General features: G+C 41.3%; 15 protein-coding genes. 4 read left to right on the top strand and 11 right to left on the bottom strand.

All coding sequences use genetic code 11. From position 1 onward, the window contains the following. Positions 1-19 precede the first annotated feature (19 nt). From EV282_RS13650 to EV282_RS13665, 4 genes are all read right to left on the bottom strand, one after another. On the bottom strand, positions 20-1,027 hold the full coding sequence (locus EV282_RS13650) for a FecCD family ABC transporter permease (RefSeq protein ID WP_130296324.1): 1,008 nt from the start codon (positions 1,025-1,027) through the stop codon (positions 20-22). After that, entirely contained in the window at positions 1,024-2,067 is a 1,044-nt protein-coding gene (locus EV282_RS13655) for a FecCD family ABC transporter permease (protein WP_130296325.1), read from the bottom strand. The genes EV282_RS13650 and EV282_RS13655 overlap by 4 nt, the downstream gene beginning before the upstream one ends. Before the next feature lie 267 nt (positions 2,068-2,334). Continuing rightward, positions 2,335-3,279, bottom strand: a complete 945-nt coding sequence (locus EV282_RS13660; RefSeq protein WP_130296326.1) for an iron-hydroxamate ABC transporter substrate-binding protein — start codon at positions 3,277-3,279, stop codon at positions 2,335-2,337. 69 nt (positions 3,280-3,348) lie between these two features. Next, on the bottom strand, positions 3,349-4,161 hold the full coding sequence (locus EV282_RS13665; RefSeq protein WP_130296327.1) for an ABC transporter ATP-binding protein: 813 nt from the start codon (positions 4,159-4,161) through the stop codon (positions 3,349-3,351). Between the two features lie 225 nt (positions 4,162-4,386). Here EV282_RS13665 and EV282_RS13670 point away from each other — a divergent pair, with 225 nt between their 5' ends. Next, the gene (locus EV282_RS13670; protein WP_413466173.1) at positions 4,387-4,677 is read left to right on the top strand and encodes a hypothetical protein; all 291 of its coding nucleotides are present in this window, start codon (positions 4,387-4,389) and stop codon (positions 4,675-4,677) included. Positions 4,678-4,707: 30 nt separating this feature from the next. Here the strand turns inward: EV282_RS13670 and EV282_RS13675 are convergent, their stop codons facing one another. The 7 genes from EV282_RS13675 to EV282_RS13700 form a co-directional block, all read right to left on the bottom strand. Next, positions 4,708-5,493, bottom strand: coding sequence for a cupin domain-containing protein (locus EV282_RS13675; protein WP_226537498.1), 786 nt, complete (start codon positions 5,491-5,493; stop codon positions 4,708-4,710). 270 nt (positions 5,494-5,763) lie between these two features. Next, positions 5,764-6,408: a pentapeptide repeat-containing protein gene (locus EV282_RS13680; protein WP_130296329.1), complete on the bottom strand. Its 645-nt coding sequence runs from the start codon at positions 6,406-6,408 to the stop codon at positions 5,764-5,766. A gap of 114 nt (positions 6,409-6,522) precedes the next feature. Continuing rightward, positions 6,523-6,993, bottom strand: coding sequence for a YjdJ family protein (locus EV282_RS13685; protein WP_130296330.1), 471 nt, complete (start codon positions 6,991-6,993; stop codon positions 6,523-6,525). Positions 6,994-7,050: 57 nt separating this feature from the next. Next, positions 7,051-7,572 (bottom strand): hypothetical protein, encoded by a 522-nt coding sequence (locus tag EV282_RS13690; protein WP_130296331.1) that lies wholly within the window; start codon positions 7,570-7,572, stop codon positions 7,051-7,053. A 33-nt stretch (positions 7,573-7,605) separates the two neighbouring features. Next, the gene (locus tag EV282_RS20310; protein ID WP_165389467.1) at positions 7,606-7,743 is read right to left on the bottom strand and encodes a hypothetical protein; all 138 of its coding nucleotides are present in this window, start codon (positions 7,741-7,743) and stop codon (positions 7,606-7,608) included. A 70-nt stretch (positions 7,744-7,813) separates the two neighbouring features. Next, positions 7,814-8,020 (bottom strand): hypothetical protein, encoded by a 207-nt coding sequence (locus EV282_RS13695; RefSeq protein ID WP_130296332.1) that lies wholly within the window; start codon positions 8,018-8,020, stop codon positions 7,814-7,816. A 171-nt stretch (positions 8,021-8,191) separates the two neighbouring features. Beyond that, positions 8,192-8,557: a hypothetical protein gene (locus tag EV282_RS13700; protein ID WP_242611878.1), complete on the bottom strand. Its 366-nt coding sequence runs from the start codon at positions 8,555-8,557 to the stop codon at positions 8,192-8,194. Positions 8,558-8,770: 213 nt separating this feature from the next. On the opposite strand from EV282_RS13700, the gene EV282_RS13705 reads away from it, so the two are divergent. The 3 genes from EV282_RS13705 (at position 8,771) to EV282_RS13715 (ending at position 15,401) form a co-directional block, all read left to right on the top strand. Beyond that, positions 8,771-10,939 (top strand): FUSC family protein, encoded by a 2,169-nt coding sequence (locus EV282_RS13705; RefSeq protein WP_165389516.1) that lies wholly within the window; start codon positions 8,771-8,773, stop codon positions 10,937-10,939. Positions 10,940-11,358: 419 nt separating this feature from the next. Further along, complete coding sequence (locus EV282_RS13710; RefSeq protein WP_242611879.1) at positions 11,359-15,078, top strand: S8 family peptidase; 3,720 nt, start codon at positions 11,359-11,361, stop codon at positions 15,076-15,078. A gap of 128 nt (positions 15,079-15,206) precedes the next feature. Further along, a complete protein-coding gene (locus EV282_RS13715; RefSeq protein WP_130296333.1) occupies positions 15,207-15,401 on the top strand; it encodes a YfhD family protein in 195 nt (64 codons plus the stop codon). The last annotated feature ends 153 nt before the right edge of the window (positions 15,402-15,554 follow it).

Consider the following 15,554-nt stretch of genomic DNA (forward strand, 5'->3'; position numbering starts at 1 on the left):
AAGGCAGCTTTCTTTTTTATTACTTTTTGGCTAGTAAATACATAAAATAAGGCGCCCCAATTATCGTTACAATGATCCCTGCTGGGATACCACTTGGATCGAGGACGACTCTTCCTATCGTGTCTGCAACAAGGAGCAAGATTCCTCCGATTAATGCGGCAACGGGCAAGAAAGCCTGATGCCTCGGACCTACAAGTGACCTTGCGATGTGTGGGGCCATCAGTCCAACAAAACCGATCCCGCCGCTCACCGCAACGGATGCAGATGCAAGTGCGACCGCGATCACAATCAAGATGATTCGCTCCCGCTCTACATTCACTCCCACACCAATTGAAACATTCTCATGAAGGTTCAATGTATTGAGCACATTTGACTTCAAGATTGTGATCGGAATCAGGATTAAGATCCATGGCAGCAATGATAGGACAAACATCCAATCATCACCCCAGATTCTTCCCGCTATCCAGTTCGCCATAAATGAGTAATCTTCCATATCTAATCTTGTTGATAAAGTTAGCGTTGCTCCGTATAATGCCGCGGCAAGACCCACCCCGACAAGCACAAGCCGTGTTGGCTCGACTCCCTCGCCTTTTATGTAAGACATGATGTAGATGACGGCCGCTGTTGCCATACCGCCTGCTAATGCAAAGAGCGGCAGAACGTATAAGAAGCTTGATGTTTCAACTGTGAAGAACATGATATACACCACTACCATCAAACCTGCACCGGCATTAATTCCTAAAATACCAGGGTCAGAAAGCGGGTTCTTCGTCAAACTTTGGAGGATGGCACCAGAAACCGCAAGCCCCATTCCTGCTAAGATCGCTACAAATATTCTTGGCAGCCGAAACTCAAACAAAATCAGATTTTCGCGAGGAGTGCCCTGTCCGATGATGGTCCGAAACAGTTCTGCAGGAGTGAGTGACGCAAAACCTGTTGCTACACTGATGATAAAAACGGCTAAAAGCAGAATTATAGCTGCAATCGTTGTTATTCTAATTCTCTTAATTTGAGCTGGGTTCATCATGACAGTTTCCTCCCTCCCTTTCTAGCAAGGTATAGGAAGAAAGGAACACCGATCATTGCAACGACCGCGCCGACTGGCGTTTCATAAGGAGCGTTAACCGTCCGTGCGAACGTATCTGCCAACACCATCAGCACACTGCCGAACATCGCCGAGCATGGAATAATCCAGCGGTAATCCGTCCCAACAAGGAAACGTACGATATGCGGAACCATCAAACCAACGAATGCGATGGCACCGACAAGTGAGACTGCTGCACCTGCAAGAATCAGCACGACCGTCATGAGTACCACTTTTGTGAGCAGCGTGCGTTGCCCGAGTCCTCTTGCCACTTCTTCACCAAAACTAAGGATCGTGAGCTGTCTTGAAAACATAACGGCAATGAGAATCCCCACAATGACCACAGGTACGATCAGCTTCAGCTGTGCCCAGTTTGTTCCCGAAACACCGCCTGCTGTCCAGAATGCTAAGTCTTGTGAGAGTTTAAAATAAAGCGCAATTCCCTCTCCTAATGAAGAAAGCAGTGCAGAAACAGCTGCACCGGCTAGAGTGATCCGGATGGGAGAAAGTCCTCCTCTGCTCATCGAGCCTAATTCGAACACCATGCCTGCACCTATTCCTGCACCAATAAAGGAAATTAGCATCACGGTAAAATAATCTGCACCCGTGTTAAAAGCGAACACACACGCTAGAGCTAAACTCGCTCCTGCGTTCAAACCAAGCAAGCCAGGGTCTGCAAGGGGATTTCGCGTCATCCCCTGCATGATTGCACCACTGACCGCAAATGCCGCTCCGACGATCGCAGCTCCAAGCTCCCTCGGTAATCGGAGGCTCATTATTATACGGTCCGCTTCCCTGCTAGGATCATAGTTTAAGATAGAATTCCACACGGTCGGAAAATTAATCTGGGCAGCACCTACTGAAATCGCAAGACCCATACTCGCCAACAAGAGAATGAATCCAAAAAGCAGAATCACTAAACCAACGGCTGGCCTCGAGTACACTTTATTATTTTTTATGAGCTTGGTCTTTGTTTTGAACATGGCCTATTTTCCTTTTTGAGGCTTTTATTTTTGCTATTGTAAGTGATTGATTTCCGTTCCAGATGCTCGCTTTCCGCGGGGCGGGCGGTGAGCCTTCTGCCGCTTTGCGCCTTTAGGCGTCTCACCTGTCCCACTCGTCCCGCAGGACAAGGAAGGCTTCGACAGCGTTTCATCGCACGAAGAAAATTGATTTTCATTTTCGAGGAGTCTCGCATCTTACACTCCAATCAACTTTGTCAATGAAGGAGCGAAAAGAAAAACAACCTATTATTTCTTTTTCGTTAATTCTTCTACAATAAAATCTAATTCTTTTTCTAGTGAGATCGGGTCATTGAAATAGAATGACTCTGAATCGAACTTAATTGCGTTTCCGTTCTTAACAGCCGGAAGCTCTTTCCAAACAGCTGACTCCATGAATGAGTTATCTGGATTACCCGCACCTGTTCCAACAAAAATATAGTCTCCTGCATATGTTGGAATCGTTTCAGTAGAGATCGCTTTCCAGCCAGGGCCGAAAACATCTTCTTCTAGTTTCTTAGGAGCTTTTAGTTCAAGAGCTTGATAGATTACTTCTGTTCCTCGACCCCAGTTCTCACCGTACACATACATGTCTTTTCCGTAAGCTTCCATAACCATGAACGTTTTGTCTTCACCGATCGCGTCTTTTACTTTTTTACGAGCCTCAGCTGCTTTCTTATCCCACTCTTTAACCCATGCTTTTGCTTCTTTTTCTTTGCCTACCATCTTACCGATTTCAACGTGCTGTTCTTTATAGTCGTATTTGTCATAAGTCATTGTAGCGGTTGGAGCGATTTCTTCGTACTTTTTAATGTTTTTGTCATCAGAATACGTAATGATTAGATCTGGATTTAGTTCTAAAAGCTTTTCATATGAATCTGCTGTAACCACTTCTGCTTTGTCCAGTTTGTTTCCATAGAATTTGTTTTGTTTCGGATATTCGTTCACCGCAATCGGCGTGATTCCTAAATCTAGTAAGTTACCAGCGTATGTTGCTGCCATCATCGCAACTCGTTTCGGTTCAGCTGGTACTTCTACGTCACCATTCTCGCCTTTATAAATTCTTGTTTCTTTTTTGGCGTCTTTTTCTCCTGAACTTGCACCCTCTTCTGATTTATTTCCGCATGCAGCAAGTGCGAACACGAGCAGCATTGTCATAAAAGTTATTAGTAGTTGTTTAGTGCGTTTCGTCATTTTGTTATCCCCCAAATATTCGATAATAAAAATCATTCTCAATTAACAGTAAAAAAGAAAGGCGATCAATTACGCCAAGTTCTCAACTAGCTGAACATTTTTGATTAGATCATACGTCAGACAGACAGGTTTTCTCGTTCTTGGATCGACACCAATCTCAGCGTCGATATGGAAAACGTTCCGAAGCACTGACCGTGTCATCACTTCTTCTGCTGTCCCCTCTTTTAAGATCGAGCCATCTTTCATCGCCACCATATGATGAGCAAACCTTGCAGCATGATTCAAGTCATGAATGACCATGACGATCGTGCGCTTCTCATCACGGTTCAACTGGTGCAATAACTCAAGGACTTCTAACTGATGAGACAGATCCAAGTATGTAGTCGGCTCATCCAGCAAAATAATATCTGTCTCTTGTGCTAAAGCCATCGCAATCCAAACACGCTGGCGCTGACCCCCTGAGAGTGCATCTACCGGACGGTCCTTAAACTCAGAAACACCCGTCACATGGAGAGCCCAATCGATCACTTCAAAATCCCTCTTTGTCAGCTTTCCAAATCCTTTTTGATATGGAAATCTTCCGTAAGAAACAAGTTCACCTACTGTAAGTCCTTCTGGTGAATCTGGAGACTGTGGCAAGATCGCCATCTTTTGTGCGATTTTCTTCGTTGATTCTTTACTCACAGCTTTTCCATCTAAGTAAACAGAACCCGACTTCGGATTTAATATGCGCGACAACGTTTTCAAAACCGTTGATTTTCCGCAACCGTTTGGTCCGATAATCGTAGTGATCTTCCCATCAGGAATAGAAATGTTGAGATCTTTCACAATGTCCCGTTCACCATAAGCAATATGTAATTGTTCCGCATACAGTCTGGACATGTTGTAGCCCTCCCTTTTGTACTGGTAATAGTAAATCAATATCCCAATTGAAAATGATTATCAATCTCGATTTTCATTTTATTGGAATGCTTCCAGTGTGTCAATACGTTCATAAAATATTTCACAAGAAATTATTATATAACTTTTTATAAAACCTTTCTTAGCGATATTTGATAAAGGATTAAGATATATCCAATCGAATACCTATTAAAGGGGGATTTAATAATGAAATCTTATAAAAAGGGATCCGATGTAACTAATTCTGAAAACATTGAGAAAGAATATCCTATGATTTTAGAATTATCTACAAGATGTAAGTATACTGATTGTACACATACAAGTGAGAATGAGTGTGCAGTTAAAGCAGCTATTTCAGAAGGTATTCTACTTGAAGAAACATTTCACAACTATTACAGGGAGAAGAAAGAAGCAGAACATATTGCTAATCAGAAAAACAAAACAAAAGCCATTGATTATATGAAACAGAGGAAACTGTTTCAAGAATTTAATAAATAAGAGCCCAGATAAGGTTATCTGGGCTCTTATTTATTCACTTGCTTCAGCAGCCATGGCCGCCGCTTTTGTAGGGTGAACGGTTCCGAATGGATGTTCAGGCGGTGCATAGATCGCATAAATTTTGAGTGGTTTATTCCCTGTATTCGTTAAGTTGTGCCACTTCCCCGCAGGAATCATGATGGCAAAATCGTCATATGCTTGAACTACAAAATCAAGTTGATTTTGGGAATCTCCCATCTGAACGATTCCTTCACCTTCTTCGATCCGTAAAAATTGATCCGTATTCGGATGAACTTCTAATCCGATGTCATCTCCAACATCTATACTCATCAAGGTTACTTGCAGATGCTCGCCAGTCCATAAAGCCGTACGATACGTATTATTTTGTTTAGAAGCCTCATCAATATTAATAACTAACGGTTTTCCTCCATAATCTCTAATTTCCGCTGGAGTATCTCTGTATAACCATTCCATTCGAGCTGCACTTTCCTTTTTTTCTGAGAAAACTTGCATAAAAACTTGCTGAACATAAGGGTTTTCACTGCGCTGGAAATGGTTCTGATAAGCATGAGAACCTTCTAATTCCGCTTCATAAGCGATTCTTAATCCATCTTTGTAACTATAAAACGCTATCGGATCTACGCGATATTCTGGCTGAGATCCCGTAAGAGAAAGATAAAGCTCTGTAAATTGCTGTAGATGATTTTGTTTGCCTTCAAGTGCATAAAGAATGTGATTCCTATGATGCTCATTAGGTGCAGTATGTGCTAGCCTCTGGTATAAATTGATCGCTGAAGCTTCTCTTTGAATACTCATTAGTAAAGCTTCTGCTTGTGAATGGTCATTCCGGTAGTAAGAATTATACACTCTGCTCATTCCCTTCAAAGACTTATGGGATTATCATATGCCTATATCAAAAGATAGGTACCCCCTTCTCATTCAGCGTGAAGGGTGATATACTAAATCATGCGATGAGCTAATTTGCATAAGACGAGATTGACGCGCCTTTTTGGCAAGGCACTATGTGGAGTGCTGTCTCTCGCCGCAATACGCACAAAAGACGTCCTGTTGGACGTCTTTTTTCTATTACTCTTTAATTTTAAGTCCTAACAATCTTGAGAATCCTATCGCTTGGTGGGGTGAAACTTCGTATCCTTTTAAACTTTCAGCAGTGACATTGATCTGCTCATAGATGCACGTGCTTATATCAATGCCTTTTAACATCGTTTGTGTAAAGTCCACATCATTCAGATCGCAGTTTTGCAAACGAACCTTATTCAACTTAGCATCGAAAAAATTAGCACTTCTTAATGACGCTCCCTCGAATCCAGCTTGTTTGAACCGCGCCTCTGTAAAATTGCTCAGTTTCAAATCACAATTTTCGAAAAGGACGTTTCCAATATGAGCGCCTGAAAAATCCACACCTAACAATTTGCATTCCTTAAACGTGACTCTATGTATAATCCCTTCACACATCCGTGTATTCGATAGATTACAATTTTCAAAAACCACATCCGTCATATCGATGTTCATAAACGTACAATTTATAAAAGTGGTATTCTTAAAAAAAACTTTTGAAAATACAACCTTATCCATTACCTCATTGTCTGCTTGGGAATTAACGACTGTACAGTTTATGAGTTCCTGTTCTTCTTCATAGAAGATATCCTGGAAGTTCGCACTCTTTTGGTCAGGATGAATTTTGGGTGATTCTATTTTTATATTTGACATATTCCACCTCTGTTTTCTTCTAACTGTTCATTACCATCATTAACGTTACAAGAAAACAAAATGGTTTATAAGTCTTTCTTTTTTCTCAAGATTGTGTGCAATGAGCAAAAACAATTAATAGATATTTTCTTTTATTGGCAACTTTACTTTGATAACAGCCGAAGCCATGATACTCATTAACCCGGTTACGATAAACAGCAACGTAAACAATTCCAGTCCTTTTGTTGGTGATTGATAAGTAAGTAAACTCGTAAAGATTAATAACAGTCCCAGTATACTAAAGAACATAAACAGTTTGTTCCTTTGATTCTTTAGCAGCCATGTTGCTGTTAGTATCATTATGTACAATCCGCTAACTGCCATGAGCATTGGAAAGACCGGCTTGAATTTCGCTGCATAAATAAAATGGTCGAGTCCGGAAATATCTGATGGAGCTGTTACCGTTCCGTTCATCCATCTCGAGAAAATAGCCGTGTGATTCCACTCCCATTGAACATTTCTTAACTCGCTTCCTTCATACCAAGCTGAAAATGTTGAAAACAAAAACGTAAAGATGGCTATCGCATATTGCACGATATAAGTCATATTTCAACTCCCCTTTTCCTTTATACGGTCGGTCATCTTATTTTATTGAGTGAGGTACTAGCGTTCTTGGTACTCATTTGTGATCGTCATGTTTTTAACTTCGTATCCTTGGTCTGTAATAGCTTTTATTAATTTCTTTTTTGTTTCTATACTAACACCCTTATCATGCCAGATAACCACTTCGATTTCTTTTTTCGTCTCATCCATCAATTCGGCTCGAGCATGCTTGTTGTCTGGCAACAATCTATCCACGACCGATTTAATATCTGAGGAAACTTTTATTCTAAAAAGCTCATATTCAAAAGCGTCTTCTATCTGTTTGTTTTTTCCGGTTTGTCCGACATGGAAGACGACTTCAGGATTCTCTTCAAAATAAGCGTAAGCATGATATTCATTATAAAGCATTTCAAAACTCATGTTTTTGATGATTACAGGCTTATCGTACTTGTATTCAAGCACATCTTCAAATTCTTGTTTGTAATAAAAGTAGTTCCAGATAAGTCCATATTTCACATAACACGCTGCTATTAAAATAGAACCGATTAGTGAAGCAAATATTATTTTTGTTCTTCTTTTCAACCTGTACCTCCTGCTGATCAAAATCCTATTTGTTTAGTAACGCTGATTTTCTTTTATTTCTTCCAGCAATTCTGCTATTCTTTCATTTTGTTTATGATTCTTTTTGAGCTGGACCTCGATTCCTAAAAGTGTAATAAAAATCAAAAGAAAAGCAATGAACCCGTATATCACGGCCACCCCTCCTATGTAAACAAGTACGTTTTACTTTAAATTTCTACTGAGTTAAAAGGCTTTTAATACGCTATGTACAGCAATACGTCGCTTTTTTCAATTGATCTCTTGGAATATAGACTTCTCCATTTTTCAACTTGTAATCAATCCCGTTTTCGCTCAATCTCTCAACCACATTTTCTCCTGCTTCTCCCCAATGCACGTACACTCTGTTTTCATGATCTTGGCAAGCGGTTAGAAACAGGACTACTAATATAATAAGGAATCTAGTAATCAAAACTCGTTACTCTCCTTTAAGATTCGTTTTATGTAACGGCTCCTCCGCCGGCATTTGAACTATTGCGTTTCTCGATCGCATTAACTCCCATTACAACCGCGATCAGTTCTTCTGTTGTTAGTGAATCTGAGTAATTTCTCAATTCGAAAGCTGCAGATTGAAAGAAACCGTTCACTTTTTTGAACGTTGCTGCTTCCGATTTATTTTCATTAAGAATGGTGTATTCTTTTGAAAATGCAGGGGATTCGATCTCATATGTGGCGTCATAGGTGAGATAATGATACCGCTTTGGAAAAAAGGGAATGACGATTTCACTTCGCCTAACTCAGTCCCATCTGACTGTTTGATATTCCATCTTCCCGAGAAGAAAGGAAAGCTTCCTTCGACCACAACTTCTCCTCTTTCATTCTCTACGTTCAAACTCGAACCGAATGCACTCTTTAAATCAATTTCTCCGATTCTTTCTTGTGATTCATTGTAAATATCCGTTTTCCCCGAAGAGAAAAAATTGTCATTGAAGTATACGCACTTTTCCATAGTTATCACCTCTATTTAAAAGTAGATGCTGCTTTTGCATTAAAAAACCTATCCTCTCTATATTCCATTGTTTGGAAGGATATTCCTCTCCAAATAAGTAAACTGCTTTCTCCCATGCATGTTTAGAGGAGTAAAAGGCAATAACTTGGGATAATAAATAAGCGTGTGGTAGGATGATACTTATTATTTATAGGGAGAAACAGGGTGAAATGGATGAGAGAACTTCATAGAAAAAATGACTGGCTCGGAAGGCTGCTCGCATCTGACCCGGGACAGATCCGCTTTTATAAAGCGAGCCGCGCGACGATCAGCTTGATCGCCTCCGTTTTCACAACGCTATTGATCTTGCGGACTACTGGAAATTCCGTGATCACACCTGCCATCGTTTCCGGTATGGCTGGATTGCTCGGAATCATGGCGGTCATGGATGACACGAAGGAAAAGATGAAGATTACCACCTTACTGATGGCCCCTTCTGCCATGTTTGGGATAACGATCGGCTCTTTATCTGGTAATGCGTATTACATCGATGCGATGATGATCATTATTATTTTCTGCAGTTTTTATTTGACGCGGTTTGGTGTGCGGTATTTTTCATTATCGATGATCGCATTTATGACCGTTTACATTTCGTCTGTTTTGAAGCTGCACAGCAACCAGCTGCCTTGGTTTTTCGCAGGCATCACGATCGGTATCCTCTATGCGTATGTGGTGAATTTTATTCTTTTTCAAAGTACGGCAAAAAATTTAAAGAAAAGTATTCGTTCTTTTCATTTTCAAAGCAATCTTACTTTTAATCTTTTACTCACTGCCATGAAGGACCCTGAAGTAAGTCTGAAACGCAAAAAAGAGATTCAGAAGAATGTACTCAAGCTAAAAGAGTACGCTGTAATTGTGTCGGGGTACATAAAAGCAGAAGATGTAAATGAAATGTGGCCCGGTTTAACTGCTTCACAACTGCGGTTATATGTCTTTGATACAGGTATGCTTGCTGAAACATTATCTGATTCGATCCGGAGTCTAAAGAATGCCGATGCCCAAGACCTGGAGGAGATAAGACCTCTGCTTATCGAGGTCACCCAGGCTCTTCGCGATGCGGATGTACTCGCACCGAATGAAGAAGGGCAGAATTTAGAAGGAGCCGAAAGGGCTGTTCAAAAGCTGCGTCTTATGATCCTGGACCTCTTGAATCGTGATTCAGAGCCAAAGGGCTGGGTATTTTTAATAAGACGTATTGAATCGATCGCGAACCATGTGGTTGAAGGTGCTACTACGATACAACAGGCTTTGAATGGAAAAAAAGCAGTCACAACTGGATCAGAAGAAACGGAAGAAAAATTAGAAGAAGAAGCTCCAAAAGAAGAAACAGGCTTGAAACCTTCCACACGGAAAGCTTTTCAAGCGCTCGTCGCTGGTGTTCTGTCCATCCTTATCGGGCAGCTCATCTCTCCTACCCAGCCGTACTGGGTACTGCTCACTGCTTTTATCGTCCTGCTCGGAACTGAATCGATCGGCCGTATTTACACGAAAGGATACCAGCGTTCACTTGGGACCATTATTGGGGCAGTGATCGGCTTTTTGATGGCAAAGCTGTTATCCGGCCAGCCTGTAATCGAAGTCATTTTACTTTTTGCCGTTATTTTCTTAGCATTTTATTTACTCACCGTATCTTACACGATGATGAGTTTGTTTATCACGATGCTGATCGCGTTCATGTATGATATTTTACTTGGTGGAATTACGTTTGAGCTTATCGGTGCCCGTGTCCTTGATACGATCGCCGGAGCTTTAATCGCACTAGTTGTTTCAACGATTGTTTTTCCGAAGAAAACGAAACAAAAAGTAGCCGAGTCGATCAATGAGTTCTTTGAAGAGCTTAAACCGTATATTACGGAATATGTGAAGAGTTTTCGCGAGGATGTAAACGTTAAAGAGCTTTCTGAAAAAGGATTTACGCTGGATCAAAAGCTGAATTCTATAAGAGATGAAGCTCAAACCCTAATGCAGCGGCCAGGTTCTCCTGCCCATACGGATATGAGCCGGTGGTTCACGGTGCTTTCTGCCATCAATTATTACGCGAAGCATCTCGTAGCTTCCTCTTATCGAAAAGGATTTGACTATCCAGAGGAATTGGTGGTCGTGTTCAAAATGACCGAAGAAAAGCTTGGACATAACATCGATACGTTGATGGAACTCCTTAAGAGATCTGAACTGGAAGAACCTCTTATGTACAGTCTTGAAAACGAGCGTGAGCAGATCGAACGCCTCGCTCCAAGCAGAAAACAGTCTCAGCGTGACTTGATCCACCACCTCTATTATGTATGGCGGATCAATCATTCGCTCATTGAACTGGGTACAGAGTTAAGTGCAAGGGAGAAGTAATATACTTCTTCCTTTTTTTCATATTAAATAAATTCCAGTTTCACCAAAATAAACATATCCTTCTACACAAGGGGTGTGTTTTTGTTTTTTTATCATCGAAAACCCCAACTTCACTCTTTAATTTTAGTTCATTTGAATTACTATTTCTGATTTCCAGAACAAAAAATGGCTATTATTCTTTAAAAATAGGTCTCTTGGCCTTCTTCAAAACCCCCTTTGTCAACCCATACATATCTCTATACAATTCAACTTAATTAATCCTCATCTAGAATCCTGCCTAATCCACAGTTTCAACTTTTTCATCTTCATGAATACGTTCTTTACTTATTGGAGGTGTTTCATGCCCAAAACCTAGTAAACTCATTTTCTACATATTTAGCTCTCAAAATACTACATTCTATCTACTAGGAGGATATACCGTGAAAAAATGGAACATGAAGAGTTTTTTTGCAGCAACCTTATCCACTGTTATGCTTTCATCACCTCTAACCAGCGTTACCGCGTTTAATCATGCAGCAATAGATACTGTGATCGAAAATGATGTAAGTTCAGGCGAACAATCCATCACGTTGATCACTGGGGATGTCGTAAAAATTACAACCATTGAAGGCGGAAAACAAATCATCAACGTTGAACCGGCTGACCGTAACGGAGCAGGCGCACAAGTTTTAACTGTCGATGAAGATACTTATGTTATTCCAAGTTCTGCTATGCCTTATGTAGCAGCTGAAAAATTAGACATGGATTTGTTCAACGTCACTGAACTAATAAAGAATGGATACGATGACAAGAAGATGAGTTCATTGCCCGTAATCGTTGAGTATGAGGAATCTAAAGCTAGATCTCAACAAAACAAACCGACTCCTAAAGGAGCACAAAAAGCGCGCGTGTTAGAGAGTATTAACGGCGCTGCCCTTTCGGCTTCAAAAAAGGAAGCGGATACATTCTGGAAAGACATTACGCCTGAATATGATTCAGCACAAAAAACAGTCTCAGAGTCTTTATCTTTTGAACAAGGAATCGAAAAAATATGGCTGGATGGACGAGTAGAAGCCAATTTAGAGCAAAGTATTCCTCAAATTGGAGCCAACACTGTATGGGAGTCAGGTTTTACCGGCAAGGGAGTAAAAGTAGCTGTGCTCGACTCTGGAATTGATCCAAATCATCCTGATCTTTCTGGACAGATAGATGAAGCGAAAAGTTTTGTACCTGGTGAGACAGTGGATGATAAACATGGACATGGTACACATGTTGCTTCGACTGTTTTAGGTACAGGCGCAGCTTCTGAAGGGAAAAATAAAGGGGTTGCTCCTGAAGCACGTTTATTGGTAGGTAAAGTACTTAATGACGCAGGCAGCGGTTTAGATTCTTGGATCATCGATGGTATGGAATGGGCGTCTGATAACGCGAAGATCGTCAGCATGAGTTTAGGAAGCAGTGAGCCAAGTGACGGAACAGACCCGATGGCTCAAGCTGTAAACCGTCTAAGTGAAGAAAAAGGAACACTATTTGTTATCGCTGCCGGCAACGCAGGTTATGAAGGTGCCATCGGCTCTCCGGGAGCTGCCGATGCTGCTTTAACGATCGGAGCTGTCGATAAATCGGATAAAATTGCCTATTTCACATCAAAAGGACCTCGTTATGGAGATAAAGCAATAAAGCCAGACTTGTCAGCACCAGGCGTTGGGATTGTTGCTGCTCGCTCTGCGCTTTCGTCAGGAACTGGTTCTTATACAAGCATGAGCGGTACATCCATGGCAACACCGCACGTTGCAGGTGCCGCTGCCCTTCTTTTACAGAAGAATCCGGAATGGACAGGCACTCAGCTAAAAGAAGCATTGATGAGTTCATCTAAAAGGTTAAATTATTCACCATATCATATTGGTACTGGACGTTTGGATGTTCCGGCAGCAGCAAACAGCACAGTCCGCGCAACGGGCTCTATCTCGTTCGGTTTCTTTAAGTGGCCGCATGATGATGCACAGCCTGTACAAAAAACAGTCACGTACACAAACGATGCTGACACAGCTGTAACACTTAATCTTCAAGCTGATTTTAAAAATGCAAATGGCAATGCTGCACAAAGCGGCATGTTATCTTTGGCTGAGACACAGATTACGGTTCCAGCTAATGGCACAAAAAGCGTAACCGTAACATTGGATCCTCAATTTGGTGAATTCGGCAGTCGTTATGAAGGTCATTTAACGGCTACAGATGCTAACGGTAAACAAATCGCTCATACTTCTATGGGTATGTTGAAAGAAGAAGAGAAATATTCATTAACCTTGAATGCTAAGGACCGTAATGGCAATCCTACCCTTGCGTATGCTGCACTTTTCAGCGAAGATATGATTCCTGAGATCGTCGCTGTAAACGGCACAACTGAACTTCGTTTACGCCCTGGTACGTATTCTGCAATGGCTATGATGGAAGTGGATACAGCTACGGATCACCGTGGAATTGCATTAGTCGGGAATCCAGAGATTACATTAAACGGCCCGCAAACGGTAGAACTTGATGCCTCAAAAGCTAACGAAATTAAAGTTGAAGTGCCAAAAAACACAGAACCAAGCTACCAGCGTATGGAGTACTACCGAAATATTGAAGGAAAAACGATGAGTCATATTAACTTATTGCCAGTATGGATCGATAAGATGTATGCTGTTCCGACTGAAGAAGTGGAAAACGGTGAGTTTGAATATTTGACTCGCTGGCGTTTAATCAAACCTTACCTTGAGATTAATTTTAAAGGGAAAGTACTTGACGAGATTCCATTGGCAGGCAGCACACCTCTTGATGGCAAATATAACTTGTCCACTGTCTATGCAGGAAATGGTACAGAAGCAGATTATCAAAACATAAATGTTAAAGGTAAGATTGTAGTTGTTGACCGAAACACACAAGTGACTCCGCCTCAGCAATCCGTTGCCGCACACGCAGCAGGTGCGAAACTGTTGATTATCGTAAACAATGAAGATACAGAATTCAGCGTGTTTGCTGGAAATCCGGATTACACAGATATTCCGTTGGCTGTTGCGGGAATCAGTAAAAGTGAAGGTGACGAACTTATTAAGGCAGCAAGTTCAGGCAACTTGCACCTGAACGTGGAAGGTGAAGTGAATACACCATATGTTTATGATTTGATGGATGTTCATCAAGGGAGCATTCCGGAAGATCTTAGTTATGCGCCTGAAAACGAGGAATTGGTCAAAATCGACACGCGTTACAAATCGGACCGTGAAGCGCCAGGCGGAGAATTCCGTTATGATCTGCGCCCACATACATTTGGAGCTGTTGGTTTCTTATACAAATTAGACTACCCATCCGTTCGTACAGAATGGGTATCAGCTGTCAAAGACACTCGCTGGTATCACCATGCAGAAGTATTAGACAGCCAATGGGAAGTTCGACAACCAGCTGTAACGTATGAAAAAGGCGGAAAGCTTCAAGAAGATTGGTTCTCACCAGTTGTTCGTCCACGCCTCGGAGTTGGTTATTGGACGCCTAAGCGTACTGGAAACGGCTTCCAGCTTAACATTCCGGCTTGGGCAGATTCAGGAAATGGATCTACAGGCGGTACTAGTTATGATGAATCGGTTAAAAACCAAACACACAAGCTGTACCAAGGTGATACTCTGATTAAAGAGGGAAAAAGCCAAGCATTAACTGTATTCAGCGGCATTTCTGAAGAACGAAAAGAATATCGCTTAGTAACCGATGCAAAGCGTGATCCAAATCGCTGGTCTAATTCTGTAAGCACTCATACAGAATGGACATTCTGGTCTGGAAAAGATGAAGATTATCAAACGTTGCTTCCGTTCTATTCCCTTGATTACAAAGTAGATACTGACATGGACGGAAATACACTGGCTGCACCATCTACTACTCTTGAGCTATCTGTTGCGAAACTGGATAATGTAGCTGGATACGGTAACCTGCAAGGTGCAACTCTCGATGTTTCCTTTGATGAAGGAGAATCATGGAAAACTGTTAAACTTGAGCGTAGAGCAGATGATCGCTGGATTGCTAAAATCAACAATCCTAAAATGAGTACATCTGTTTCCTTGCGAGCAGCAGCTTGGGATGATGAAGGGAATAAAATTTCTCAAGAAATCATTAAAGCTTACGGTTTAAAGTAAACTTAATGCGGTCTGTTAAAACACTTCGTTTTAGCAGACCGCTCTTTTTATTCTCTCCTTTCATAAAAAACATTTATATTTCACAACCTATAGGTGAACGAAAATTTTTAGAGAGGATGTGATGAAGCATGAGACACCACCATCATAAGGGAAACAAGGATAAGAATATCACTTCCCTGCCCCAAGTTCCAAAGAATCAGATCGCAGATTCAAACAGTGAGGAATACGAATTTGCAAAAGAATTGAACGCTGAGTACGAATTCGAAAAGAAGCCTGGTTTTGATACAACTGGGGTAAGACGAAAAGACGAAGATGAAGAATAAGGATTAGGAAGAAGCGAATCTGCTTCTTCCTTTTTGTTTTTACGGTACGTGTTTTTATATTTATTACACGTTCGCTCAAGAATGTCCATCTTCGCTCAAAATCACCGAGTTACGCTCAGAATCGTCTTCGTACGCTCAAAATGTCTCACCTAC

The sequence above is a fragment of the Fictibacillus sp. BK138 genome, from assembly GCF_004216955.1.
Lineage (GTDB): Bacteria > Bacillota > Bacilli > Bacillales > Fictibacillaceae > Fictibacillus.

Coding starts and splice junctions, on each gene's coding strand:
- EV282_RS13700 (WP_242611878.1), bottom strand. CDS start 8,557: ATGGAAAAGTGCGTATACTTCAATGACAATTTTTTCTCTTCGGGGAAA.
- EV282_RS13660 (WP_130296326.1), bottom strand. CDS start 3,279: ATGACGAAACGCACTAAACAACTACTAATAACTTTTATGACAATGCTG.
- EV282_RS13675 (WP_226537498.1), bottom strand. CDS start 5,493: ATGAGTATTCAAAGAGAAGCTTCAGCGATCAATTTATACCAGAGGCTA.
- EV282_RS13665 (WP_130296327.1), bottom strand. CDS start 4,161: ATGTCCAGACTGTATGCGGAACAATTACATATTGCTTATGGTGAACGG.
- EV282_RS13680 (WP_130296329.1), bottom strand. CDS start 6,408: ATGTCAAATATAAAAATAGAATCACCCAAAATTCATCCTGACCAAAAG.
- EV282_RS13715 (WP_130296333.1), top strand. CDS start 15,207: ATGAGACACCACCATCATAAGGGAAACAAGGATAAGAATATCACTTCC.
- EV282_RS13655 (WP_130296325.1), bottom strand. CDS start 2,067: ATGTTCAAAACAAAGACCAAGCTCATAAAAAATAATAAAGTGTACTCG.
- EV282_RS13670 (WP_413466173.1), top strand. CDS start 4,387: ATGAAATCTTATAAAAAGGGATCCGATGTAACTAATTCTGAAAACATT.
- EV282_RS13705 (WP_165389516.1), top strand. CDS start 8,771: ATGAGAGAACTTCATAGAAAAAATGACTGGCTCGGAAGGCTGCTCGCA.
- EV282_RS13685 (WP_130296330.1), bottom strand. CDS start 6,993: ATGACTTATATCGTGCAATATGCGATAGCCATCTTTACGTTTTTGTTT.
- EV282_RS13650 (WP_130296324.1), bottom strand. CDS start 1,027: ATGATGAACCCAGCTCAAATTAAGAGAATTAGAATAACAACGATTGCA.